We start from the raw sequence: 24816 nt of genomic DNA on the forward strand, positions 1-24816 counted from the left end.
TTCCGGGAACTCAGAAATTGCGCTCCGGAATACTAAGGATATCTCCCGGCCGAATCGCATAATTCGTTTCGACGTCACCGTTATTCAGAATGTCTTCCAGGCGGACAGGAATGGCGACAACCTCGCCGTCAACCCTTCGGTACAGCATGGATTTATTCAGAGCAGCAAAGGGGGTGGTGCCGCCAGCACCGAGGACAACGTCCAACACGGTCATTCCGGCTCGGTGAGGCACAGAAACCGGTTGTTCAACGGCACCGGTCACCCTCACGCGATCGGTGTACTCATGGCTACCCATGGAAGTAACGACAATGCTGACCTGCGGTTGGCGAATATATCGTGCCAGGCTGCTCTCGATCTCATCGGCCAGGGCCTGGGGGGTGCGCCCACTTGCCTGCACATCGCCGACGAGCGGAACGGAGATCTTGCCATCAGGACGAACCGGTACCTCAATACTCAGGTCTTCGTTTCGCCAGACTGAAACCTGTACCACATCTGTAGCCCCGAGAACGTATTCGTCGACACTGGTTGCGGTATTGACGCTCAATGCTCGTTGGATCTTGTCTCTCGAAGACGCAGATTGACCGGCACAGCCTGAAATCAGAGTTACCACTAACAACAGGGCAAGCCCTGGAAGGGAGTACATCCGTGACATTGTAAATCCTCTCTACAAGTCCTTGCTTCATTCCATATCTCGGGAACAGCATAACCCCGAAACTACCTTGATCCTTTTTTGAACAATACCACTTCGACTGTCTGAATTATAATCAACAAATCAAGCAGCAGACTTTGATTCTTGATGTAATAAAGGTCATAGCGAAGTTTTTCCCGCGTATCTTCCTCGTTATCAGCATAGGCGAAACAAAGCTGAGCCCATCCGGTCACCCCCGGTTTCACCCGATGCCTTTCGCTGTAAAACGGTATTTTTTCAGAGAGTTGCTGGACAAAGACCGGCCTTTCGGGACGGGGTCCGACAAACGCCATTGTGCCATTCAGCACATTGAAAATCTGAGGCAGCTCGTCAATTCGGACCTTACGAATAAATTCTCCAACTCGTGTAACGCGAGCGTCGTTTTTGCTCGCCCATACCGCTCCATTTTTTTCTGCATCTGTAACCATTGATCTGAACTTATGTACCTTGAAGACCTTTCCATTCAGGCCAACCCGCTCCTGACTGTAAAAAACCGGGGACTTCAATCCATCTTCAATCTTGATGGCGATTGCCGTCAGAATCATTAGTGGCAGCCCCGCGATCAGCAGTACCGTCGCTGCAAGAATATCAAGAGACCGCTTTCCGATGCCGAACACAGAAGACACCGTGAACCCGTCCGAAAACACGAGCCAGCCATGGGAAATCATTTCCAGGGCCACCTTCCTGGATTCGCGTTCGTAAAAGCTGGCACCGTCAACAATTTTTACACCCTCCATTTTACATTCCAGCAAATCCTCCATCGGGAGACCTTTCCTGCGATCGTCTACAGCCACAACGATCTCACTTACAGGATGCTCATGAATGTATTGCTGCAGAGTAGTCGTGAGGTGAATCAGATCCTCCTCGGGGACCTCCCGGTTCTCGCCCGGCAAGGGAACAAAGCCGCTTAATGTGAAGCCCTTGCGATTGAACGGGGTTTTCAGATCTTCGAGAAGCTGGTGCGCCCGAAATCCCGAGCCCAGAACCAGAACTTTGCGTTTGAATGCATCCTTGCCCGCAATGGCAAAAAAAACGGAGCGGACGATGCCCAGCAAAAAAAAACCGAAAACAGAAGCTGAGGTCAGCACTCCACTGGAACCCAGGTACCACAGCCAATCGCTTGCAAGAAGATAGGTAAAGCCAGCCACGGGCACGCCGACAATAAGTGCCAGGATGGTCCTCAACATCATTCCCGACATTCCCTCTTCCAGACGGGCCTGATGAACGCCAATGGCGACCATGACCAGCAGGTTGGCAGAGGCAAAGATCACAGCCGAAGGCAGCAGAAACGGCAAGTTATCGAGGAAATACCCGACGTCGCCAAAATAGCGAAAGAAGGCGGCCAGCAGGAAGCTAAAGACCAACACCAGGAGATCTATCAGGCCCAGAATAACGAAGGGAAGGTGTATGTAATGCCTGAACAGCCTGACGTGGGCCACGTCAACTCCTTTTGATGTTCAACCGAGCTTGCTCCCTGCATCCACTGCAATGGGAACTCAATACACTTAGAGTTTACTGTAATTTTTTGTAACTTCAATGATTCGTAACGAATTAGAAGGCAGAAAAAGGTGTGGGGAGTCAGCGTCTCCTGCGCACTCGGCCCAGAAGCAGCAACGTGAGCAGACCTAACCCCAACAACGCAAAAGAGCCAGGTTCTCTGACCAGGCCCACTGCTTTTCGGTCCGCTTCGTCAACCGCTTTTCCAGGCGTTGCCCAGGTGCTAAAAATGGCTCCGGTCCGAACCGACGTATAGTTTTCACCCTGCTCGATTTCAGCGGCCCAATCAGCGTAGCGCCGAGAGCCTGGCGTCTGGTTGTGCTCGGTAAACACGGGTCGCAAGTGACCATTGTTACTTCTCTCCAACGGGGAAGCGGAGACGTTGACGAAGGCACCCGTAAAAATCAGAACAAATACAGCCACAAATCCGCCAAAATCATGAATCGTCATAATCCCTCCCACTATGCTCGCGCAAAGCTCTGACGAGGAAACCTGCACAGGCTATACCACGCAACAACATCCCCATGTTTTAAGGCTTGTTTCCTATCCTTCTCTGCAAGGGTGTCCAACTACGCGTTCATGGGCGTAAATTTATTCGACATTGCGTTTCTGTAGACAAACGCCTCTTCGAACCGGGTCAAATCACGAACCGGTCCAGAAACGAATGCACTGGCATATCATCGAGTTCAGTGTGGTCAGTGATGGAGTCAAAAATCTGCTTGCTCCTTTGGAGCGGGAAGCGAGTGAGAAGATTGGCCCAGAACTTTTCTTCAAGCAGAGGAATACTCTCCTCTCGACGCCGGCGGTGGCCAATCGGATACTCTACCTCGACTTTCTCGGTGCTGCTGCCATCCTTGAAAAATACTTGGATAGCATTGGCAATAGAGCGCTTATCCGGTTCAAGGTATTCCTTTGTGTACCGGGGATCTTCAATAACCTCCATTTTGGCCCGCACCTGGTCGATGATCGGATACGACTCGTGGAAACCATCCTCGTAATGTTCGGCTGTCAGAGCGCCGAATATCAATGGCACAGCAACCATATACTGAAGACAATGATCGCGATCGGCCGGATTGGCCAGTGCCCCCTGCTTGGAAATAATCCGAATTGCGGATTCGTGAGTAGTGATCACCACCCGATCTATTTCTTCCACCCTGTCACGAACCGAGGGATGCAACGTAACGGCGGCTTCAGCGGCAGTCTGGGCATGAAATTCTGCGGGAAAAGAAACCTTGAACAGTATGTTCTCCATCACATAAGACCCGAACTCACGCGGCAACGAGAACCGCTTTTCGCCTTCCGGCTTGAGCTTCTGATCCTTGTTTGTTTTGCTGAACGCGACGTCGTAGAACCCCCATTGAGGAGCCGTCAGCACACCAGGAATTCCCATTTCACCGCGCATGGCTATGTCAGCGAGGCGCACTGCCCTGGAAGTCGCGTCGCCCGCTGCCCAGGATTTACGGGAACCGGCATTGGGTGCATGCCGATAGGTCCTCAGGCTCTGGCCATCGACCCACGCGTGAGAGAGCGCAGAGAGCAACTGCTCCCGATTTGCTCCCATAAGGTTCGCAGTAACTGCCGTTGACGCAACTTTGACAAGGACGACGTGATCCAGACCCACCCGGTTGAAGGAATTCTCCAGAGCCAATACTCCCTGTATTTCGTGAGCCATGATCATACTCTCAAGCACTGAGCGCATCGGTAGTGGGGGCCGGCCCTCCGACACACGTTTCTGAGAGAGATGATCCGCTACCGCGAGGATCCCCCCGAGATTATCGGAAGGATGCCCCCATTCAGCAGCCAACCAGGTATCGTTATAGTCTAACCAACGAATGGTACAACCGATGTCCCATGCGGCCTTGACGGGATCCAGGCGAAAGGAGGTGCCAGGAACCCGAGAACCGTAAGGGACAACGGTTCCCTCCACGAGAGGACCCAGGTGTTTTGCGCATTCGGGAAAACGCAACGCCAGTAGTCCGCACCCGATGGTATCCATGAGACAGTAACGAGCAGTTTTCCAGGCTTCCTCACTCTCAATTTCAAAACCCAGCACATAGTCGGTGATGGTCTGGAGGACGTCATCAAAGTCGGGGCGTTCATTCTGGTCGCTGTTTTCAGTCATGGTCACTCACTCCTTGCCAGCCTTTGTTCTCAACTATCAGCCTAGTTCACTCTGCCCGGACCGAAAGACCTCCTACGAGTTGGATCTGCACCCAGGAATTATGTGACAGGCGTCACATTTTTTTACAACTCTCACTTCCGGCTGACCAAGGCAGTCAACGGATCCCACAACAGGAGGTTGTTTTTTTTGAGTTAGTTTCGAAATGGTATTCGGCTTGCGTCTGTCGTTATGAGCAGGACTGAATTGTTCTCAAGCAGTGTTCCACTATTTATGGATGACATGCTATGAAACACTCTGCCATGAAATTGATTCTATGCAGCTCGGCTTTGGTCACAGGCTTGGCCGCAGCTTCGCCGATCGAAATAACGGATGTGACCGGGTCCTGGACAAATATGACCCCGGGAGCGTCCGTAATTTCTGGTCTGGGTACGGATACGATCAAATGGGGAAATTCCAATCCCGACTACCAGAGTGGCTATTCGTTCAGTGGAAGCGCAGCCCCGGCATTTCACGCTGATGAGGGAGAAGCGTTCTCACTCGGTGAGTTCACGCATTTCAATCACCCGACTGGTGGTTCTCCCTTAACGAATGCCGAACTCAAAGTTACTGCGATGGTAAACCTGGACGGTGTCTCCCACATGCTGGAGTCCGTCTTCAATTTTGATCATTGGGAAACCGTGAATACGCCAGCTTCCGGTGAATCCTGCGCCAATGGCGAGTCCAGGGACTCTAAGGTAAATCAATATGGGTGTGCAGACAGAGTCACCCTCGCGTTGAACGAGTCCAGTTCCTCCTACTATTCCCTGGGGTCAAGACAGTATTATCTGGACATCAGCGGGTTCTTGCACGATGGCGAACTCGCCCATGAGCTGTGGACCCAGGAGAGGTCAACCAGCACTTCACTGCTCTCCGGCATTATTCGTTCCAAAGCCCTCGAGGTACCGGAGCCGTCATCACTTGCTCTCGTAGCCCTGGGTCTGCTTGGCTTCTTCTCAAGGAAGCTGTGGAAAAGGCAGCGAAGCGTTTAACGCCAACGAAAGGTGGCCGGGTGACATCCACGAATGGATGCCACCCTAGCGCTTTGCTCTAAAAAGCATCCCCGGGAATACGTACCGATCCTTCCATGAGAATTCGCGCACTTCGACTCATTACAGCTTTGGTTGCAGTCCACTCGCCATCCACCTGACGGGCTTCGGCACCCACACGAAGGGTGCCCGACGGATGGCCAAACGTGACATCAGTCCGATCTCCTCCGCCGGCCGCCAGATTCACGAGTGTTCCCGGAACCGCTGACGCCGTGGCGATGGCTACCGCTGCTGTGCCCATCATGGCGTGGTGAAGCTTGCCCATGGACAACGCCCTCACCAGAACATCGATGTCGCCAGAACCGATCCGTTTGCCACTGGAGGAACTGTAGTCCACCGGACTGGCAACAAACGCTACTTTGGGTGTGTGCTGCCGATTCGCAGCTTCCTCGATTTTTTCGATCAGGCCCATTCGCACGGCACCGTGGGCACGAATTGTTTCAAACATCTCCAGCGCCTTTGGATCGCCGTTGATATCCTCCTGCAACTCGGTACCGGCGTAACCGATGTCTTTGGCGTTTACAAAGATCGTCGGGATACCAGCGTTGATCATGGTCGCCCGCAGCCTACCGACTCCCGGAACGTCGAGATCATCGACGACATTTCCGGTCGGGAACATGGCTCCGTCACCATCGGCGGGATCCATGAACTCTACCTGAACCTCGGCAGCCGGGAACGTCACGCCGTCGAGCTCAAAATCCCCGGTTTCCTGGACCTCACCGTTGGTAATCGGTACATGGGCAACAATGGTTTTCCGGATATTGGCCTGCCAGATACGAACCGTACAGAAGCCGTCATCAGGAATACGCTCTTTCTCGACGAACCCACCATTGATGGCGAAGGCGCCTACAGCGGCGGTCAAGTTGCCACAGTTCCCACTCCAGTCAACAAACGGCTTGTCGATCGACACCTGTCCAAACAGGTAATCCACATCGTGATCAGGCTGGGTAGGCTCGGCCAGGATCACCGTTTTGCTGGTGCTGGACGTTGCCCCACCCATTCCATCGATCTGCTTCTGATACGGGTCCGGGCTTCCGATGACGCGCAGCAGCAGTTTGTCCCGAGCCTCACCCGGCACCCGGGCGGCCTCCGGCAAATCCTGCAGCCGGAAAAACACGCCCTTGCTGGTCCCGCCACGCATGTACGTCGCCGGAATTTTGATTTGTGGCTGATGGTTCATGCTGCACCTTCCGATTGCAGGAAATCCTCCGCAAACCGCTGCAGCACGCCGCCTGCCTTGTAGATCGACACTTCTTCGGCGGTATCCAGGCGGCAGGTCACGGGCACTCGCTCGGTGCTGCCGTTTTTGCGGTGGATAACCAGCGTCAGTTCCGCGCGAGGCGCGGGGGTGCCCTCTACGTCGTAGGTTTCGGTACCATCGAGGCCGAGGGTCTTGCGAGTGGTGCCTTCTTCGAACTGCAGAGGCATCACGCCCATACCGATCAGGTTGGTGCGGTGGATCCGCTCGAAACCTTCAGCCACAATCGCTTCCACACCGGCCAGGGCAACGCCCTTGGCGGCCCAATCACGGGACGAGCCTTGTCCGTAATCGGCACCGGCGATGATGATCAGCGGCTGTTTGCGATCCATGTAGGCCTCGATGGCTTCCCACATGCGGACAACCTTACCTTCCGGCTCGATCCGCGCAAGAGAACCCTGCTTCACATTACCGTTTTCGTCCCGGACCATTTCGTTGAACAGTTTCGGGTTGGCGAAGGTGGCACGCTGGGCCGTCAGGTGATCACCGCGGTGAGTGGCGTAGGAATTGAAGTCTTCCTCCGGCACACCCATCTTGTGCAGGTACTCACCAGCAGCGCTGTTCATCAGGATCGCGTTGGATGGCGACAGGTGGTCGGTGGTGATGTTGTCCGGAAGAACCGCCAGCGGACGCATGCCCTTGAGGGTTTTCTCGCCCACCATGCCGCCTTCCCAGTACGGCGGACGGCGGATATAGGTGCTCTGCGGACGCCACTCGTACAACGGGTTGGTGTTGGCCTGGGCATCCCGGGTGATATCGAACATCGGAATGTAGGTGCTGCGGAACTGTTCCGGCTTCACACTGGATTTTACAATGGCATCGATTTCCGCATCGTCCGGCCAGATGTCCTTCAGAGTAACGGGGTTGCCGTCTTTGTCGTAGCCCAGGGCATCTTTTTCGATATCGAAACGGATGGTGCCTGCTATGGCGTAGGCAACCACCAGCGGTGGCGACGCGAGGAAAGCCTGCTTGGCGTAGGGGTGAATCCGGCCATCAAAGTTGCGGTTGCCGGAAAGCACCGCCGTGGAGAACAAGTCACGATCCATGATTTCCTGGGCGATCTTCGGATCGAGGGCGCCGCTCATGCCGTTACAGGTCGTGCAGGCAAAAGCCACAACGCCAAAACCGAGTTGTTCCAGCTCCGGAAGCAGGTCGGCTTCTTCCAGGTACATCTTGACCGTTTTGGAGCCCGGCGCCAGAGAGGTTTTCACCCATGGTTTGCGAGTCAGACCCAGTTTGTTGGCGTTGCGGGCGATCAGGCCGGCAGCCACCATATTTCGGGGGTTACTGGTGTTGGTGCAGCTGGTGATGGCGGCGATGATGCAAGCGCCATCCGGCATCTTGCCCTCTTCCTGCTCCCATTCACCGGCAATGCCGCGTTCCGCCAGTTCGGAAGTAGGCAGGTGCGCGTGGGGATTGGAGGGACCGGCCAGGGTTCGCTCGACTTTCGACAGGTCAAACTTCAGGACACGCTCATACTCGGCGTTTTTCAGGCTGTCAGCCCACAGCCCCGTGTGCTTGGCGTATTTTTCAACCAGCGCCACCTGATCATCCTCACGCCCTGTCAGCTTCAGGTAGTCGATCGTCTGACCATCAATGTAGAACATGGCGGCGGTCGCGCCGTATTCCGGGGTCATGTTGGAAATCGTGGCGCGATCACCCACCGTCAGACTATCGGCACCCTCACCATAGAACTCCAGATACGCACCGACCACACGCTCTTTGCGCAGGAATTCAGTGATAGCGAGAACCATATCGGTACCGGTGATGCCCGGGCGCAGTTTACCGGTCAACTCCACACCGACGATATCCGGCAACCTCATCATGGACGCACGGCCCAGCATCACACTTTCGGCCTCAAGGCCACCCACACCGACCGAAATGACGCCAAGGGCATCGACCATCGGGGTGTGGCTATCAGTACCGACACAGGTATCCGGGAAGGCCACTCCGTCGCGAGCCTGTACGACCGGAGACATCTTCTCCAGATTGATCTGGTGCATGATGCCATTGCCCGGCGGGATCACATCGACGTTCTTGAAGGCGGTCTTGGTCCAGTTAATGAAGTGGAAACGATCGTCATTGCGACGGTCTTCGATCGCACGGTTTTTCTCGAACGCGTCTTTCTCGAAACCCGCGTGCTCGACGGCCAGGGAATGGTCGACAATCAGCTGCGTCGGTACCACCGGATTCACCTTGGCGGGATCCCCGCCCTTCTCGGCGATGGCATCCCTGAGGCCGGCAAGATCAACCAGCGCCGTCTGCCCGAGGATGTCGTGGCAGACCACACGAGCTGGATACCAGGGAAAATCCAGATCGCGTTTGCGCTCAATCAACTGCTTCAGTGAGTCGGTCAGCATCTCCGGATCGCACCGGCGCACCAGCTGCTCGGCCAGGATCCTCGAAGTATACGGAAGCTTGTCATAGGCGCCGGACTGGATGTCTTCGACCGCCTCGCGGGTGTCAAAGTAATCCAGGTCAGTGCCGGGGAGTGGTTTACGGTATTCAGTATTCATCGGCAGAAACTCATGTCAGGTATCGAAGATGTGGGCGGGAACGGGCACTCCCTACGAAGCTCTGGGAGTGCCACGGCGGGCTTACGGGCGCTCGTCGATAGGCACCCACTTCGAATCCGCTGGACCGGTGTATTCGGCACTGGGGCGAATGATCCGGTTGTTTTCCCGCTGTTCTTTCACGTGGGCAGTCCAGCCCGAAACCCGGGACATCACGAAAATCGGGGTGAACAGCTCGGTCGGAATGCCCATGAAGTGATAGGCAGAAGCATGGAAAAAGTCGGCGTTGCAGAAGAGCTTCTTCTCGCGCCACATGACCTCTTCACAGCGAACCGAGACGGGATAAAGCACGGTGTCGCCCACTTCATCCGCCAGTTTTTCGGACCATTTCTTGATAATGGCGTTACGCGGATCGGAATCGCGATAGATGGCATGGCCAAACCCCATGATCTTCTCTTTCCGCTCCAGCATACCCATCAGGCCGGCTTCAGCCTCATCCGGAGTCTGGAATTTCTGGATCAGCTCCATGGCGGCCTCGTTCGCACCGCCGTGAAGAGGGCCCCGCAGCGTGCCAATGGCGCCGGTCACACAACTGTGAATATCAGACAAGGTCGAGGCGCAGACCCGGGCCGTGAATGTCGAGGCATTGAATTCGTGCTCCGCGTAAAGAATCAGAGACACGTTCATGACACGTTCATGAAGCTCGCTCGGTTTCTCGCCATGCAACAGCTCCAGGAAATGGCCACCAATGGAATCAACGTCACTTTCAGTTTCGATGCGCACACCTTCGTGAGCAAAGCGATACCAATAGGTGATGATCGAAGGGAAAACCGCGAGCATACGGTCAATTTTATCGTCCTGCTCGCTGAAATCCGCTTCCGTTTCCAGGTTACCCAACATGGAACAACCAGTGCGCATGACATCCATCGGGTGCGCATCTTTGGGGATCTGCTCAAGGACGGTCTTCAAGGCCGCCGGAAGGCCGCGGAGACTCTGTAGCTTCTGCTTGTAGGCATCCAGCTCCTGGCGGTTGGGCAACTTACCCCTCAGCAGCAGGTACGCGATCTCTTCAAACTGTGCCTTCTCAGCCAGGTCGGCAATTTCGTACCCACGATACGTCAACCCTGCACCAGACTGACCCACGGTACACAAGGCCGTTTGACCCGCTACCTGTCCACGCAGACCTGCACCGCCCAGTTTCTTCGCTTCAGCCATTGTTGTTCTCCCTCACTCAAGATGATTATCAGTCACGTATCGGATTAGTCTTTCTGTTGCTGGAAAAGCTGATCCAGCTTCTGCTCGAACTCGTGATAGTTCAGGAAATCATACAGCTCCATCCGCGTCTGCATCAGATCGACCACATCTTTCTGATCGCCCTTCTCAAGGATGTTCTGGTAAACAGACAACGCTGCCTTGTTCATCGCACGGAAGGCACTCAGCGGGTACAGAACCATGTCTGCACCGGCATCGCCAAGTTCCGAGCGATTGTACAGAGGCGTGGCGCCAAACTCGGTGATGTTGGCCAGAATCGGTACATCCAACGCGTCTGAGAACGCCTTGTAATGCTCCAGTTCAGTAACCGCCTCCGCGAAAATCCCGTCAGCCCCGGCTTCAATGCATGCCTTGGCACGTTCAATCGCAGCTTCCAGCCCTTCTTTCTGGAAAGCATCAGTACGGGCCATGATGAAGAAGTCGTCGTCTTCTCTGGCGTCCACAGCGGCCTTGATACGGTCAACCATTTCCCCCTGCGACACGATCTCCTTGTTCGGTCGGTGGCCACAACGCTTCTGGGCGACCTGATCTTCGATATGGACAGCGGCAGCGCCAGCCCGTTCCATTTCACGAATGGTGCGGGAGATGTTGAACGCCCCACCCCACCCGGTGTCAATATCCACCAGCAGAGGCAGATCACAGGCTGCCGTGATGCGACGGACATCTTCAACGACGTCGTTCATGCTGGTCATACCAAGATCCGGCAGGCCATAGGAGGCGTTGGCTACCCCACCACCCGAAAGATAAATAGCCTGGTGCCCTACTTTCTGCGCCATCATCGCCGCGTAGGCATTGATGGTACCGACAATCTGCAAGGGCTGGTTTTCTTTCAGTGCTTTACGGAAACGTGCTCCCGGAGAAAGTTTGCTGGACATGATGCGTACCCTCTTCTATCAGATAGTTAAAACGCCTTCTTGAATTTTCTTTTCAATATTTCGGCGAGCGGCGTTGATGTGTCGTTTCATCAGGAATTCGGCGAGTTCACCATCGCGCTGGGCAATGGCTTCGACGATACGGCGGTGTTCACCAAGCGCCAGATGAGGACGCCCGGCCGAGGTGCTTAACCGGTAACGGTACATTCGCACCATGTAATACAGATCGCCCAATAGCATCTGGGCCAGTTTGGTATTGCGGCTACCGGTGGCAATCCGGTGGTGAAAATCGTAATCCCCTTCTGCCTGGTAATAAGCCTGCCCCTGCGCCTCGTCAATCATACGCTCGTGGACGTCCAGCGTAGCCTGCAGGTCGGAAATCTCTGCATCGGTCATGCGCTCCGCCGCCTGCCGGGCGGCAAGCCCTTCCATCACCTCCCTAATCCGGTAGAGCTCCACCAATTCTGAAGCACTCACCGATACCACTTTCACGCCGGCATGGGGACGGCGAACCAGAAGCCCCCGGGACTCCAAGCGCCCCAGAGCTTCGCGAAGTGGTCCCCGGGTCAGGTTAAACCGGGTACACAACTCAAGCTCCCCGATTTTTTCCCCGGGAGCGAGTTCGCCCTTCACGATGGACGTTTGCAAACAATCGAACGCCTCATCTGCACGCGTATAGCTTTTTTCGTTGGCTTCCGGCATTTTTTGTTAACAATATTGATTATTTGTTCGAGAAATTACGCTGAAATGCCATTATTGTCAACAATGCCTTCAAAGGACGAAACAGTATTGTCAACACCTCGCCTCGCAGTCAGTAGAGTTTTCGCTCCTTGGGTGGCGGCGGTGAATACTGGTAGACCCATGTTTCGGTAAGCACCTCGTCACCCAACCTCAACACCAGCGTGAGGTCGATGGGGTCGGTCGAGTCATCCGGCACAAGATCGAACATCGCTCGATACCCGTTCAATGAAGCCAGGGGTCTTGCCGACGAGATTTCGACAGACCCGCGGCTCACCGTTATAAGAGGCTCTACCTCAGCGTCGTCCGCCAGCATCTGCAGCAAACCACCGGCGAAATCGATCACAAATCGCCATGAGAAGTACTCTCTGGGCTGTCCGACCACACCACCAAGACCGGTTCGGGTTGCCTTGGTCGTTGCCAGTTTGGCTCCATCAAGGGGGCTCATCTCTCCCCAGGTGAGACGGTAGGAGAAAAGGTACTCCTGACCCGGAGAAAGTGCGGTTTCCGGGTTCCAATAAGCCACGATGTTGTCGAACGTTTCATCAGCCGTTGGTATTTCAACGAGGTCGACACTGCCCGCCCCCCAACCTGCCAGCGGCTCTACCCAGAGACTGGGACGACGATCGTAGAAAACGCCGTCATCCTGGTAATGATCGAAGTCACGGTCTCGCTGCAAAAGCCCGAAGCCTTTCGGGTTCCGGTCCACGAAGCTGTTGTACCGGAGACTTTCAGGGTTCACGATCGGCCGCCAGATCCACTGCCCCGCCCCCGTGTGCATCAGCAACCCATCCGAATCGTGTATTTCCGGTCGCCAGTCATACCCCATCCGCCGACTATTCTCGCCAACCTGATACATGCTGGTAAGCGGCGCAATGCCGAGCCTTTCAATTCGTTTTCGGGGATAGAGTGCCACGTCAACGTCCATTACAAAGTTTGCGCCGGGGTTCAGAACGAAGGCATAGGCCCCCGTGACACTCGGGGAATCAAGCAGAGCCCACACACGCAGTACTTTCGCTCCGGGCGTCGGTTTCTCGAGCCAATACTCGGCGAATCGTGGGAACTCCTCGCCGTCGGGTCCGGCCGTGTTGATTGCCAGTCCGCGGGCGGACATTCCATACTGAATCTCTTTTCCCACCGCCCGGAAATAACTGGCTCCGAGAAAGGCAGCAAGATCCAGCTCAAAATTGGAGTGATAGTGAACGCGAAACCCGGCAAATCCCAGATCTTCTGAAAGCTTCCCGAGGGGCTGATCACCCTCGTATCTGAAGTAGTCTGGGTCGTACCTTAAGGGCCGGGCCACACCATCCCGCAATTCGTGGATTCGGACAGGTGTCTGGAAAAAAAGTCCAAGGTGAAAAAGCTGTACTTGAAATGGCAGGGATTGCTCCGCCCATAAGGCCTGGTCCTGGCGAAAACTGATTGCCTGGTAATCATCCCAGGATATGGCCTTCAGCGAATCAGGGAGTTCTCCCTCGTGGGATTCGTAGGGTTGCCCGGCGAGGTACCTTGCCCGGCCTTTCAGCCATTCATAACTGAAAGGTTCCGGGTTGCCAGAATCGCTCTCGGCGTCATCCGCCACCAGCAAAACCGGCGAAAAGCAGTAGCCACCCGCACCAACGGCCAACCATTTAAGCAGTGAACGCCTGTCCATGCTCCCTCCTTCTCCTTCATATACCGGGCTCTTTAGCCGGCGCACCCACCCGCTCCAGAACCCGCCTTTGGATGCACTGCCCCCAATACGTCCCTACCGGCGCTTTCCACGCCTCTTTGTGGAGGTAATCCAGTGCCCATCTGTCCCGAGCGATCCGAGCCACCTTTGCATTGGACAGGTAAGCGGGACCGTGCTGGAGACAACTTTCCACGTCGCTTGCCCAATGCCGCTGACGGGCATCGGACGTATGCACCCGAGCGAAAGCCTGATGTAACCGGTTTACCTGTGGAATCAAGATTGCCTGCTGGAATGGCGTCAGGCTTTGGTAAGGTCTTATCAAAGCTCTGTATTTTCGGGCACGTTGAAGCACGGGAGGCGGTTTTGATTCTTCCGGAATCATCAGGAGCCGCCGGTCCAGTAACCCCAGCCCCAGCGCCTGTCGACTCAGCAGAACTGAGCTGGGAGCAGACAGGATGAGCGGCACCGCCACCGGAAGCGACCAGTAGAAAAACAGGGTATCCAGCTGCCAGGCAAACAGCGCCCAGGAACTGCCAACCAGCATCGCCGGTAACTGATGCCAGAATCCCTCCCGCCAGGTTATCTCCTCCGTCCGGTTCTGTCCGGCCCATTTCAGCGACACATTGAAAATCGCCGCCACGACAAAGCGGCTGTGAGCCAACATTCGGATCGGGGCCAGCAGAACGGACACGAGAATCTCGATCAGAACACTCTCGACCAGCCGTATACGACCACCAAATGACGCAGCCGTTCCCTGGATCATCGAATCCAGAAGCGCCAGGAACTTTGGAAAAAACAGAAGCATCAATGTACTCAAGGCCAACCCCAGCGCCCATTCGGGACGCCATTCCGGCCACAAGGGAAACAGGCCCTGGTACCCTTCCGGAAAGTAGTCAATCGGGGCGAGCGTCATTTGCGCTGCAGAAATCGTCACCGCGATCAGGAACAGCAGCCACAATGGCGAAGCGAGATAGGCCATAATCCCGTTTAGGAAAGCCATCCGGTGGGCAAACCGAAGCCCCGGCTCCCGAAGCAATAGCCATAGATGCTGAAGGTTGCCCTTTGCCCAACGATTATCACGAGCGAGCTCATCACCCAGTGTCGGCGGCGACTCCTCGAAGCTCCCGCCCAATTCGGGCTCAAGCCATACTTCGTAACCGGCTCGCCCCATGTACGCAGCCTCCACGAAGTCGTGACTCATAATGGCACCACCAAATAACCCGCGACCGGACAGTTTCCGCAGCCCGCAGTGCTTCATGAACGGCTCTACCCGAAGAATCGCATTGTGGCCCCAGAACGCTGCGTCCCCCATCTGTACAGCAGCAAGGCCGGTAGCAAACAGAGGAGAATAAAACCGGTTTGCAAACTGCTGAACCCTGGCGAACAGGGACCTTCCATTGATGACGCTGGGATTGGTTTGCAGAATCCCGACCTGGGGCTGCAGCTCCATGAGCTTTACCATCTGGCAAAGAGTCTGGCCACTCAGCAGGCTGTCGGCATCCAGAACCACCATGTATTTGTAGCGGCGCCCCCACCGACGGAGGAAATCCGCTACGTTGCCACTTTTGAAATTCAGATTGACAGGCCTGCGTCGATAGAAGATCCGCCCCTCCGCGCCCAGCTCGGTCACCAGATCGTGCCAGGCCGTCCGTTCTTCCAGCCAAACGTCCGGGGATCGACTGTCAGAGAGAATATAGAACTCGAAGTGGTCCAGGCAGGCCTCTTTGGCAAGGTCTTCGTAGACCGCTCTTAACCCCTTGAAAGTCCAGTTAACTGGTTCGTGGTAAATGGGCAGCAGAATCGCCGTCTTCGCCAGGGGCACGGTGCTGAGCTCGCCCCTGGAATGGCGCCTGGCCAGCGAATGGCGGTCCCCCCCGAAGAAACGGATCAGGAACCCCCAGACAGCGATCCAGAAGCCTATCGCGATCCATATATAGAGCACCGCGAACAGGACAATGAGGGCTTTCTCAACAAATAAGCCACCGTGGTACGGCAGAATCCACAACAAGTAATAGGTCGCCACGGACGTCTGTCCGATAACCAGAAAAATCATAAGGCTACGGCGAAAAAGAGCCACACTACGCCAGCTGGTCTGTTTATCCTTCCCCATGGACGACTCCGGGCGGGTCGTAGCCAATACTGCCCCGTGTCAGCGGCGGACAGATCTCTGGCACAGTCATCACAGGCAACACAAAGTATTCCGGGATCATGTCGATGACACGATCCCGGACACTGGCGCCGCCACTCTCCTGTTCGGCGTCCAGAACAGCCTTTTCCAAGAGCTGAAGCAAGCTGCAGCAATGGTCGGCGGTCATCTCGACCCCTGATTCCAGAAGGTAGAGATACGCCCGATTGAAAACATACTGAAGCTCAATATCGCGCATTCGACGTGTTTCTCCGGGATCGCACTATTCAGACGTGCGCATCTGGTTGTTACCATTGCCCAGTTCATAGATCCAGGTCTCGGTAATCGGATTACCATCCAGGCTCAGAAACGCCCTCAATGACAGAACCTTGCCCGGCTCAGGGCGAACCAGCATTGAAAGGCGCCACATGTCTTTTGGTTCTACATACTGTACGAAATGCTCCAGTATCTCGACGCCTTCCCCGCCAGCCACGTTGCTGACCACGGGGGCGTCCAGGGGAAGCTGGGGTATCTGATCGCTCTCAAAATCCACCACAAATCGGTAAGCGTTCGCATTGTCGCTTGTTGCAGGACTTCTGCCGAAGAAAGTCGAAATTGAACGGCCCGTTGTCTGGCCACTTATCTCGGGACCACCAAAACTCACGCGATACTTGAAACCCAGCATCTCTCCGGCAGCCACGCCCGCTTCAGGCCGCCAGAATGCGACGATGTTGTCGTTTGACTCTGCTTCGGTAGGCAGCTCGACCAGCACCACATGACCGGGCCCCCATCCTTTTTCGGTGTCTACCCAGGCACTTGGCCTGATGTCATATCGGTGTTCGACATCTTCATAGGATTCGAATTTCTGATCCCGCTGCATCAGTCCAAAGCCTTTCAGATCCGCAACCTGGTGGTAACTCAATATCAGGTTTGTCGGATTCTGCAGCGGGCGCCAGAGCCACTCTCCGGTTTCAGAGTCGTGCACAAGAAGGCCGTCCGAATCGTGAACCTCGGGTCGCCACTGGCCCATGGGCTTCAATGAGTGCTCGGCGTAAAAAAACATGGAGGTCAAGGGAGCGAGGCCGAGCTGTTCGATGTCCTCCCTGAAAAACAGCCTGGCCGTAATGTCCACCCTCGAAGCACTACCGGGATGGATAACGAACCGATAGGCGCCGGTGATCGAGACACCATCGAGCAAGGCAAAGACGACCATCCTGTCTGCTTCGGGCGCGGGGCGTTGGAGCCAAAACTCTGTGAAAGACGGAAACTGCTCACCAGAAGCCAATCCCGTATTGATGGCGATGCCTCTAGCAGACAATCCCAAGCGCTGATCCCTGCCCATTCCCCGAAAGTAGCTGGCGCCGCCGAAAACCAGAAACTGTTGCCGCCCCTCAGAGCCAGAGAATGGATAAGTAACCTTGAAACCCGCATACCCCAGGTCGGCAGGCATTCGGTTCTTCAGGTCATTGTCAGGGTAGGTGAAGTCTTCGCGGCGAAATGGAATGGGATGCTCGCGTTCCTCCTCCACCAGGTTCAGGCGAACCGGGTGCGCGTAAAAGCTTCCCGGGGGCATCATTGTCACCTGGAACGTCGAATCCGACTCACGCCAAAGGCTGGCTTCCGGCTTGAACTGGATGGCTCGATGTTGCGAAGGGCTCAGTTCCTTCAGAAAATCCGGAACCTCCTGTGGCGGCTCGAATTCCGCCGCGGCAAGTGCCTTGGCCTTTTCTACAACATCGTTAAAATCAAAGCCGTAAACCAGGCGAGGCAACGTTATGACAAATGCCAAGCAAAGTATGACTCGATACTTCCCGGTATCTGCCACGATCCTGTCCTCTTCCTTTTTCGCTTCCGATGCACCACCTACCAACATAGGCAAATCTAGCCAAAAGTGGCAACTCGAAAGTAGAGGAAAGGACGGTTACATATCGACGAAAATGGAAAAAGAAAGGTCAGGATGACTCGGAAGGTCCATCTCAGGGTCCGTAACGGCCAGCATTTTGCCAACACTCAAGGAAGCGTAGAAATCACGGGCATCAAGTTTGAGGGAAACTTCACCGACACTCGCTCCTCCCTCTTGCGGACCATCGGACTCCCCGCCGGGGGTCCATCCCCGGAGCAAGGCCATCTGAACAGACGACTGAAACCCCTTCAAGGCCGGAACCCGGAATGTCGGACTTCCCGCCTGAAGACGCAACCAGCCACCTTCCGCGACGTACTTCGTTTGCCCGCTATAGCCCTTGGCCAGGGACGGCCCAGCAACCTGAATCCGCTCGGTGGAAGGTAGATCGTCCCCTGCAAACTGGTACTGCCCACCCAATCCCAGGGTCCAGTTGTGAACATCCCGATGAATGGCTGCGGACACCGCGACCTTCTGAAACTTTTCCTCCGTCTGGTTGGGGCCCGAGGTGCCCGTGACTGCCCGGGACTCGACACCTCCGAACGCCCTCAGGCTCGTCGAGGACTGCAGGCCCGCCACCAACTCGTGATCTTCGCGTACTTCCAGGCCGAGCTTCGAAATCTGGTACTGGGTCTCTTCGGCCCAGCCGGTCGCATCGGCTGTACTCGAGCCCCCGGCTGAATGATTGAAAAGACTGCTCAGGGAGAATCCATGCCGGGAAAACAATGCGCGGCTACCATTGAGTCTGAAGGCACTGTGTTCGCTTTCGGAATCGAATCTGTTGCCGTCTCCGAGGCTTACCCCAGTCGATTCACCCTCCTCGAACTCCATGCCAATATCAAAGTTCGACACTGAAAGCCCGTAATTGAGCATCAGGGTGCTGGATTCATGATTCTCACGCTGGGAGACACTGTCACGATAATTGAGTCTGAGCCGCTGTTTTGACCAGCCGAGGCCATCGCTCGCAAGACCCAGACTCCCGGATGCGCGATCGTTGTCACGACTCGAAGAGCCCGTGACATTGACTTTGGACGCCACATACCGGGCCACAGACGGCAACAGCTCACCGGGATAGACGTCTGCAGACTCATTTACGCCTTCATAACCCGATGCAGCGCCGACATTAATGAGTGAAACGCACAAAATTAGTGCACAAAATCGGGTAACTCGCACTCGTGATCCTTCGGGAGGTGACCAAAATATGAACAGCACTTTATCCGCGCGCGGGCCGTCAATACCACCCCGATTGACTAAAAATTACATCTTTTAAAATGCGGCAATACAAACCTTTATATCTGTATTTGAAAGTTGCTTGCGAAGTGTTTCAATGTGTAACTTGTGACTACCTCTGACACAAATCGGTTACTTTTACTTACACAGAATCCCTACCCCTCCATTTCAGCGGACAACTTCGTTAAACTCGGCACGGTTTGTGATTAGCTCAAAGTGAAGAGACTGGAAGATTCCCATTCAGGGGACGTGATTGCTCAGAAAAAGGACGAATTCAATGATCAAAAAATGCCTGTTCCCCGTTGCCGGATACGGCACCCGCTTTCTTCCCGCCACCAAGGCCATGCCGAAAGAAATTCTCCCCGTCGTCAACAAACCGCTGGTGCAATATGGGGTGGAAGAAGCGGCAGAAGCCGGCATCCATGAATTTGGCTTTGTCACTGGGCGAGGCAAACGGGCCATAGAGGACCATTTCGATATCAGCTACGAGCTGGAGCACCAGATTGCCGGGTCCGGCAAGGAGGATCTGCTGGCATCCATTCGCGACCTGATCGACAACAACACCTTTGCGTTTACCCGCCAGAATGAGATGAAGGGACTTGGCCACGCCATCCTGACCGGGCGCAACCTTGTTGGAGACAACCCTTTCGCCGTGGTTCTGGCAGACGACTTCTGCCTCGGACCTGACGGCGAAGACGGTGTGCTGGCGCAGATGGTCAAGCTTTACAACCAGTTCCGCTGTTCCATCGTTGCCATCGAAGAAGTTCCAGAGAACGAAACCCACAAATATGGTGTGATTGCGGGAGACTCCATGAAAGATGGCCTGTACCGCATTACCGACATGGTGGAAAAGCCGGCGCCTGAAGACGCGCCCAGTAACCTCGCCATTATTGGTCGCTACATTCTGACCCCGGACATCTTCGACATCATTGAGCGGACGCCAGCCGGCAAGAACGGCGAAGTACAGATCACCGATGCCCTCCTGGAACAGGCCCAGAACGGCTGCGTGCTGGCCTACCAGTTCAAGGGTCGTCGCTTTGACTGCGGGAGTATCGACGGCTTTGTGGAAGCCACAAATTACGTGTACGAGAACATCTACAAGAAAGGAAACTGAGGAGCCGGGTGGCCTCTAGCCGCCCAGTATCTGAAGAACCATGCGCCGGTTCTCCGTGGAGGTGTTGCGGAACCGGCGCAGCAGTTCAACTTCCTCCTCCGACAACTGGACACGGTTGATTTCCCGCTCCAGTTCTTTGAGAGCAACCGACAAATCATCGCTGTTGCTGAACGCCAGCCCCGGCAACTCCAGCTGGCCGTCCCCGCCGGGCTCTTCCAGATCCAGCAGATTCTCCAGGGGTGTCTCGGTTCGCATGCAAAAATCCAGCAACTCGGTCACGTTGGGATAACTACGATGCCGGGCATCGGCCGCTTCCCAGCTTCTGACCTGGGTTTCCTCCACGCCACACATTTGAGCCACGTCCCACCGGGAAAGTCGGCCGTCCTCGCGAATCTGCCGCAAGCGACGATTGAACGTTTGCAGGTACCGCATAGCTGGTTGCCTCTACCCTCTGCAGGGACGCCAGTTCATCTGGAGTCCGATACGATCCGGATGTCACCGAAAAGTGAATCAATCTGGAAATGTAACGTACATATAGCTTTGCACACAATCTACCTATAATGAATCCAACGGAGATGGGACAGGGCGTTTATGGCTGCACAAGCATTGGACATTGAGGCTGCCTGGCAACTGGTGCTGAAAGCTGTCAATCGCAGCGATGTGACCCTGGCGGTGCCTTCCACCAACGAGGTTGCGGTGCGCCTTAATGGCCAGGGCGCCTGGCATCTTCTCCACCCGGCCACCGAACAGGCCAGAGATCTTCTGTCCCTGTTTCTTCCCTTGTGCAGGCCTCTTGCCTCCGGCGTTTCACACCGCGTCGTCGGACAGCTCGGCCAGAGCCTGGATGGCCGAATTGCAACCGTAACCGGGCGATCACGCTTTATTAACGGCGACGACGGCATTACTCACCTGCACCGAATCAGGGCAGTGTCGGACGCTGTGATCGTAGGGGCGGGTACCGCGAGCACAGACAACCCCAGACTGACCGTTAGACGCACTCAGGGACCCAATCCGGTGCGGGTAGTCATCGACCGGCATCGTCGGGTTCCGGAAAGCCACCACCTGTTCACCGACGGCGCAGCCCCCACACTGCGGCTGGTCGGGGGACAATACGAATCCAGGACTCGAACTGCAATTGAGGGAGACGTAATTGAAGTGCCCTGCCTTGGTAATGAGCAGGAGCACGACATTGTCAGTCCGACGACGATTCTCCGGGTGCTGTCCGACTTCGGCCTTCGGAGAATTTTTGTCGAAGGCGGCGGTGTCACGGTTTCCGCGTTCCTTCGTGCCGGCCTGCTCGACCGGTTACATGTCATGGTAGCTCCCATGATTATCGGAAGTGGCAGACCCGCCTTCTCCCTGCCTGAGATTGATCTATTGGAGGATGCTCTGCGTCCGCAATCCCAACTGATTAATCTGGGAAGTGATATGCTCTTTGATCTGGACTTTTCCTGATCGGCTGAAAGGCCCTGGATCCTGAACGTCTTAACCGGGTAACCAGGAACACCAGTCCCGGCAACGTAGACAGAAAAACCAAGGCGCCATAGCCGACACTCAGCGCTACCCCCTGCTCCGGCGGCAATCCTGCCATCGGCCACAAAAGGGCAGCGGCGCCTTCCCGAATCCCCCACCCCGATACGGTGACCGGAATGACCATACTCAGTAGCAGAAGGCTACAGAGTGCTGCGGTTAATGCCAGGGCATTCCAACTTCCCAGGTAACCGGCCCCATAGGCCAACACCATAAAGACCCCGAGGTAACTGGCGAGGACAAGAAGAGAGGTACCCATCTGAACGGGAAACGCCGGCCACTTCAGCAGCGTGCGGACGATATCCCCTCTAAGCCGCCGGAAGTATCGGGCCATACCAACATGGGAGCGAGCAACTGCGCGGCTTAGCCAGACGACAAAAAGCGCAAGTCCCGGTAGCAGCCACATCCACCACTGCGACGCCATGACCAGCGTTCCGGAAAGCATCAGCCAGGCCAGAGCGACAGTGACGGTAAGGCCCAATACGAGCTGCCCTGACAATCGCTCGATCGCAACACCGTGGATTGCATCCAGCGGCTGACCACTGACTGCTCCGTGTCGCCATGCCCGGTTGACGTCCCCCAACATTCCTCCAGGCAGCAACTGATTAAGGAAGCTCGCCAGGTAGTATTCACGAACCGCCGTCCCGAACGGTAACGGTGCTCCCAGAAGCCCGGCGGTGTAGCGCCAACGCCAAGCCGACAGCAACACTTGAAACACAGTCAACACGAGAGTCGGCACAAGGAGGTTCACTGGCAACCGTGACAATTCCTGCCAAAGGATCCCGAGGTCGACGGAAAAAAGCACCACGACGACCAGACACGATGCGAAGCCCCATTTCAGCACAAACCCGGCAGCGGGGTGTTGGAGCCACTTCATCTTTGTCGGTCCGCAGGCAGGGCAAGCAGATCGACGTGGTGGACGGTAACAAAGAGGTTGCCAGCCGTTAGCTGCTCCCTGCGATCGGCCAACCACCCTGCCAGCCAGTCAGTCCCGGCGGAATCCTGCTCTCTCGCCGCTTCGACCCACCCCTGGATAAGCTTGCCAATCAGAACTGCGTCCCCTTTTCCAAGACGCCAGAGGCTGTCTGCAACGGTTACCGTATACCCCGCACTCTCCATGAGACCTTTCAGGACCGGTGTGGCGCCAGCCCCGAGGGCCTGCCCCACCCCCTTGTCGCGATGCTGGTGACGGTTGACCAGTGCCCGAAGGCGGGCATCATGCTTGTGTGGCGGGTTCAGATCGAAGCGCCCGGCGTAACTCAGCACCACCAGCAGAGCCGATTGTCGGGCAACGACTGCATCCACCAGAGCTTTCAGCCAGGTCTTCGACACCAGGTCGATCAATGCTGATGCCGTGACCAGGCTGACCTCGTCGGGAATGTGACGATCCAGGGAGCCCGCACTCAGTTGAGCCTGCGAAATTGATAATCCGATGTCCGCGCTTGTCAGCCGCTCCCGGGCCTCCGCCAGCAAAGCCGCATCCTGGTCCAGCAACAGCCACTGTTGAGGTAGCGGAAGCGCCGGAACAAGATAAACGGCGTTGGAACCCCGGCCAGCGCCAAGATCAACAACGGTAACTCCCGATTCGCGACGAGCTTGTTCATCCTGCGCGAGGCAGGTCTTTCGGAGCCAGTGGCCGAGATCCGATGTGAGTTTTCCGACGCGAGCGGCATGATCGGCGCCTTCCCGACACCGAAGCCATTCACTGTCGAATACACTCTGCCGGCTGATGACCGCCAGATCCGCCACTGCGGACTGAAAATTGCTGGCCGCCTGTCGCCAGCTTTTTATCCGGGCCGACTCCTGTTCGGCCAGCCGTGTTCGATGCACCAATTCCCTCGGGTGAGCCAGCCATGCCGCCAACCTGGCAGACAACGAGCCAACGTCGCCAGCCTCATATTGCACCACGCCTCCACGAGCAGCCGTTTGCGACAGGGCCCCACCATTGGAGGCAATCACCGGCAGGCCCGCTGCAAGCGCTTCGTCAATCACCATGCCGTAGCCTTCGTACAGTGACGGAAACACGAACAGATCCGCCTGATGATAGAGTTCACCAAGTCGCTCTCTGCTGACTTCACCGGTAATATCTACCCGGCTTCCCAGCCCTGCGGATTCGACCTGCGCCCTGACTTGATCGCTGTATGCTGGATTCCGGTCCGTGGCTCCCGCCAAAGTACAATGCCAGGGCAGTGTTTCCAGTTCACTCAGGGCTTCTATCAAGTGATGCTGCGCCTTCCGCGGCGAAAGATGTGCGACGCACAGTAGATTCGGTCCGTCACCTGGAACCCGGACTGAAGTTGATAATTTTGAGGACTCGACTATCGGCGACACACCCGGTTCGACAGTCCGGATGCGTTCCGCGGGGACGCCGTAATCCGACAATCGTTCCGCGGTAAATCGGCTCGTGGTAATCACCTTACCGGCCGCCGCCAGCGCCCTTTTTTCATGCTCGAAAAACCACTGCTGTTCGGTTGCGCTGAGACCGGTTTCGTCGGCCAGGGGATGATGCACCAACGCAATAAGGTTCAATCGTGAGGCGTGCGCTGCCACAACGTCGGGCAAACCGCCCATGGCCAGGCCATCGAGCACGACCAGCGCACCACTGGTACAAGCCCCCAGATGCCGGTCCAGCGCATTTGCCGCCTCCGCGTCAGGCCGGGGAAAGGATCCGGGCAAGCCGATAACCCGAGCAGCGAAGCCTGATTGACTGAGCGCTTCGGCCAGAAGGCGAACATAACGGTAGCCTCCCGTGTTCTGGTGCGGATCCCCCGGGACAACAAACTCGATTGCCCAGGACGAGTCAGATTGCAGCATGATAACTGGCCCAGGCAATGTGAGACTCCGAGAGCGTCACTTTCAGACTGGAGATTTCTTTGCCGGATTCCCCAAGTCGTCCATCCCGAATCGCACCGGCCATGCGTCCAAATACCACGCCAGCCATGAATTCCGTGGTCGTATTACGCCCTTCAAATGCCTCAATCTCATCGAGGTTCTGCATGTTGAACTCGGCGAGCACGTCTTTCAGAGCAGAAGATGCCAGACCAATGTCCACCACCAGGTTATCCGGATCCAGCTGTTCCCTTTCAAATGCCACATCGACCACGTAGGTCGCTCCGTGAAGCTTCTGGGCCGGGCCAAAAATCTCGCCGTTGAAACTGTGCGCAATCATCATATGGTCGCGAACGGTCAAGCTGAACATA

21 protein-coding genes are annotated in these 24816 nt (G+C 56.0%); 3 read left to right on the forward strand and 18 right to left on the reverse strand.

Annotation, left to right across the window (positions count from 1 at the left end; all coding sequences use genetic code 11):
- Positions 1-10: 10 nt before the first annotated feature.
- The 4 genes from KZO34_RS02050 to KZO34_RS02065 form a co-directional block, all read right to left on the reverse strand.
- The gene (locus KZO34_RS02050; RefSeq protein ID WP_219472829.1) at positions 11-652 is read right to left on the reverse strand and encodes an XrtA/PEP-CTERM system exopolysaccharide export protein; all 642 of its coding nucleotides are present in this window, start codon (positions 650-652) and stop codon (positions 11-13) included.
- Between the two features lie 62 nt (positions 653-714).
- Positions 715-2127 carry a TIGR03013 family XrtA/PEP-CTERM system glycosyltransferase gene (locus KZO34_RS02055; RefSeq protein ID WP_219472830.1) on the reverse strand — a complete coding sequence of 471 codons (1413 nt, stop codon included), beginning with the start codon at positions 2125-2127 and terminating at the stop codon, positions 715-717.
- A gap of 139 nt (positions 2128-2266) precedes the next feature.
- Positions 2267-2635, reverse strand: a complete 369-nt coding sequence (locus KZO34_RS02060; protein ID WP_219472831.1) for a hypothetical protein — start codon at positions 2633-2635, stop codon at positions 2267-2269.
- A gap of 187 nt (positions 2636-2822) precedes the next feature.
- Entirely contained in the window at positions 2823-4307 is a 1485-nt protein-coding gene (locus KZO34_RS02065) for a bifunctional 2-methylcitrate dehydratase/aconitate hydratase (protein WP_219472832.1), read from the reverse strand.
- Positions 4308-4591: 284 nt separating this feature from the next.
- Between KZO34_RS02065 and KZO34_RS02070 the strand changes: the two genes are divergently transcribed.
- Positions 4592-5335 (forward strand): THxN family PEP-CTERM protein, encoded by a 744-nt coding sequence (locus tag KZO34_RS02070; protein WP_219472834.1) that lies wholly within the window; start codon positions 4592-4594, stop codon positions 5333-5335.
- Positions 5336-5393: 58 nt separating this feature from the next.
- On the opposite strand, the gene prpF is transcribed toward KZO34_RS02070, so the two are convergent.
- From prpF to KZO34_RS02120, 10 genes are all read right to left on the reverse strand, one after another.
- On the reverse strand, positions 5394-6572 hold the full coding sequence (gene prpF, locus KZO34_RS02075) for a 2-methylaconitate cis-trans isomerase PrpF (protein ID WP_219472836.1): 1179 nt from the start codon (positions 6570-6572) through the stop codon (positions 5394-5396).
- Positions 6569-9166 (reverse strand): Fe/S-dependent 2-methylisocitrate dehydratase AcnD, encoded by a 2598-nt coding sequence (gene acnD, locus KZO34_RS02080; protein ID WP_219472838.1) that lies wholly within the window; start codon positions 9164-9166, stop codon positions 6569-6571. The genes prpF and acnD overlap by 4 nt, the downstream gene beginning before the upstream one ends.
- Before the next feature lie 81 nt (positions 9167-9247).
- Entirely contained in the window at positions 9248-10378 is a 1131-nt protein-coding gene (gene prpC / locus KZO34_RS02085) for a bifunctional 2-methylcitrate synthase/citrate synthase (protein WP_219472840.1), read from the reverse strand.
- 44 nt (positions 10379-10422) lie between these two features.
- Complete coding sequence (gene prpB, locus KZO34_RS02090; RefSeq protein WP_219472842.1) at positions 10423-11310, reverse strand: methylisocitrate lyase; 888 nt, start codon at positions 11308-11310, stop codon at positions 10423-10425.
- Positions 11311-11328: 18 nt separating this feature from the next.
- Positions 11329-12009 (reverse strand): GntR family transcriptional regulator, encoded by a 681-nt coding sequence (locus KZO34_RS02095; RefSeq protein ID WP_219472843.1) that lies wholly within the window; start codon positions 12007-12009, stop codon positions 11329-11331.
- A gap of 109 nt (positions 12010-12118) precedes the next feature.
- Positions 12119-13699 (reverse strand): OpgD/OpgG family glucan biosynthesis protein, encoded by a 1581-nt coding sequence (locus KZO34_RS02100; RefSeq protein WP_219472845.1) that lies wholly within the window; start codon positions 13697-13699, stop codon positions 12119-12121.
- Between the two features lie 16 nt (positions 13700-13715).
- Positions 13716-15827, reverse strand: a complete 2112-nt coding sequence (mdoH, locus tag KZO34_RS02105) for a glucans biosynthesis glucosyltransferase MdoH (RefSeq protein WP_219472847.1) — start codon at positions 15825-15827, stop codon at positions 13716-13718.
- Positions 15814-16101 carry a hypothetical protein gene (locus KZO34_RS02110; protein ID WP_219472849.1) on the reverse strand — a complete coding sequence of 96 codons (288 nt, stop codon included), beginning with the start codon at positions 16099-16101 and terminating at the stop codon, positions 15814-15816. Before KZO34_RS02110 ends, mdoH begins: the two co-directional genes overlap by 14 nt.
- Before the next feature lie 24 nt (positions 16102-16125).
- Positions 16126-17631, reverse strand: coding sequence for a glucan biosynthesis protein G (locus KZO34_RS02115; protein WP_257900143.1), 1506 nt, complete (start codon positions 17629-17631; stop codon positions 16126-16128).
- Between the two features lie 132 nt (positions 17632-17763).
- Positions 17764-18885 (reverse strand): ShlB/FhaC/HecB family hemolysin secretion/activation protein, encoded by a 1122-nt coding sequence (locus KZO34_RS02120; RefSeq protein ID WP_219472853.1) that lies wholly within the window; start codon positions 18883-18885, stop codon positions 17764-17766.
- Between the two features lie 364 nt (positions 18886-19249).
- Here KZO34_RS02120 and galU point away from each other — a divergent pair, with 364 nt between their 5' ends.
- The gene (gene galU / locus KZO34_RS02125; RefSeq protein ID WP_219472855.1) at positions 19250-20086 is read left to right on the forward strand and encodes a UTP--glucose-1-phosphate uridylyltransferase GalU; all 837 of its coding nucleotides are present in this window, start codon (positions 19250-19252) and stop codon (positions 20084-20086) included.
- A 15-nt stretch (positions 20087-20101) separates the two neighbouring features.
- Here galU and KZO34_RS02130 read toward each other — a convergent pair whose 3' ends face one another.
- Positions 20102-20518 (reverse strand): XRE family transcriptional regulator, encoded by a 417-nt coding sequence (locus KZO34_RS02130; protein ID WP_219472864.1) that lies wholly within the window; start codon positions 20516-20518, stop codon positions 20102-20104.
- Positions 20519-20677: 159 nt separating this feature from the next.
- Between KZO34_RS02130 and KZO34_RS02135 the strand changes: the two genes are divergently transcribed.
- Positions 20678-21541 carry a RibD family protein gene (locus KZO34_RS02135; protein WP_219472865.1) on the forward strand — a complete coding sequence of 288 codons (864 nt, stop codon included), beginning with the start codon at positions 20678-20680 and terminating at the stop codon, positions 21539-21541.
- On the opposite strand, the gene KZO34_RS02140 is transcribed toward KZO34_RS02135, so the two are convergent.
- Genes KZO34_RS02140 through KZO34_RS02150 form a run of 3 tightly spaced genes read right to left on the reverse strand, consistent with a single transcriptional unit; the run spans position 21498 to position 24815 of the window.
- Positions 21498-22493, reverse strand: coding sequence for a lysylphosphatidylglycerol synthase transmembrane domain-containing protein (locus KZO34_RS02140; RefSeq protein ID WP_219472867.1), 996 nt, complete (start codon positions 22491-22493; stop codon positions 21498-21500). The two genes, KZO34_RS02135 and KZO34_RS02140, sit on opposite strands and share 44 nt — an antisense overlap.
- On the reverse strand, positions 22490-24430 hold the full coding sequence (locus KZO34_RS02145) for a glycosyltransferase family 4 protein (RefSeq protein ID WP_219472870.1): 1941 nt from the start codon (positions 24428-24430) through the stop codon (positions 22490-22492). The genes KZO34_RS02140 and KZO34_RS02145 overlap by 4 nt, the downstream gene beginning before the upstream one ends.
- Positions 24417-24815 (reverse strand): 6-pyruvoyl trahydropterin synthase family protein, encoded by a 399-nt coding sequence (locus tag KZO34_RS02150; protein ID WP_219472878.1) that lies wholly within the window; start codon positions 24813-24815, stop codon positions 24417-24419. The genes KZO34_RS02145 and KZO34_RS02150 overlap by 14 nt, the downstream gene beginning before the upstream one ends.
- Position 24816: the final 1 nt, after the last annotated feature.

Origin of the sequence: Marinobacter sp. F4206 (assembly GCF_019392195.1) — a bacterium.
Classification (GTDB): Bacteria; Pseudomonadota; Gammaproteobacteria; order Pseudomonadales; family Oleiphilaceae; genus Marinobacter.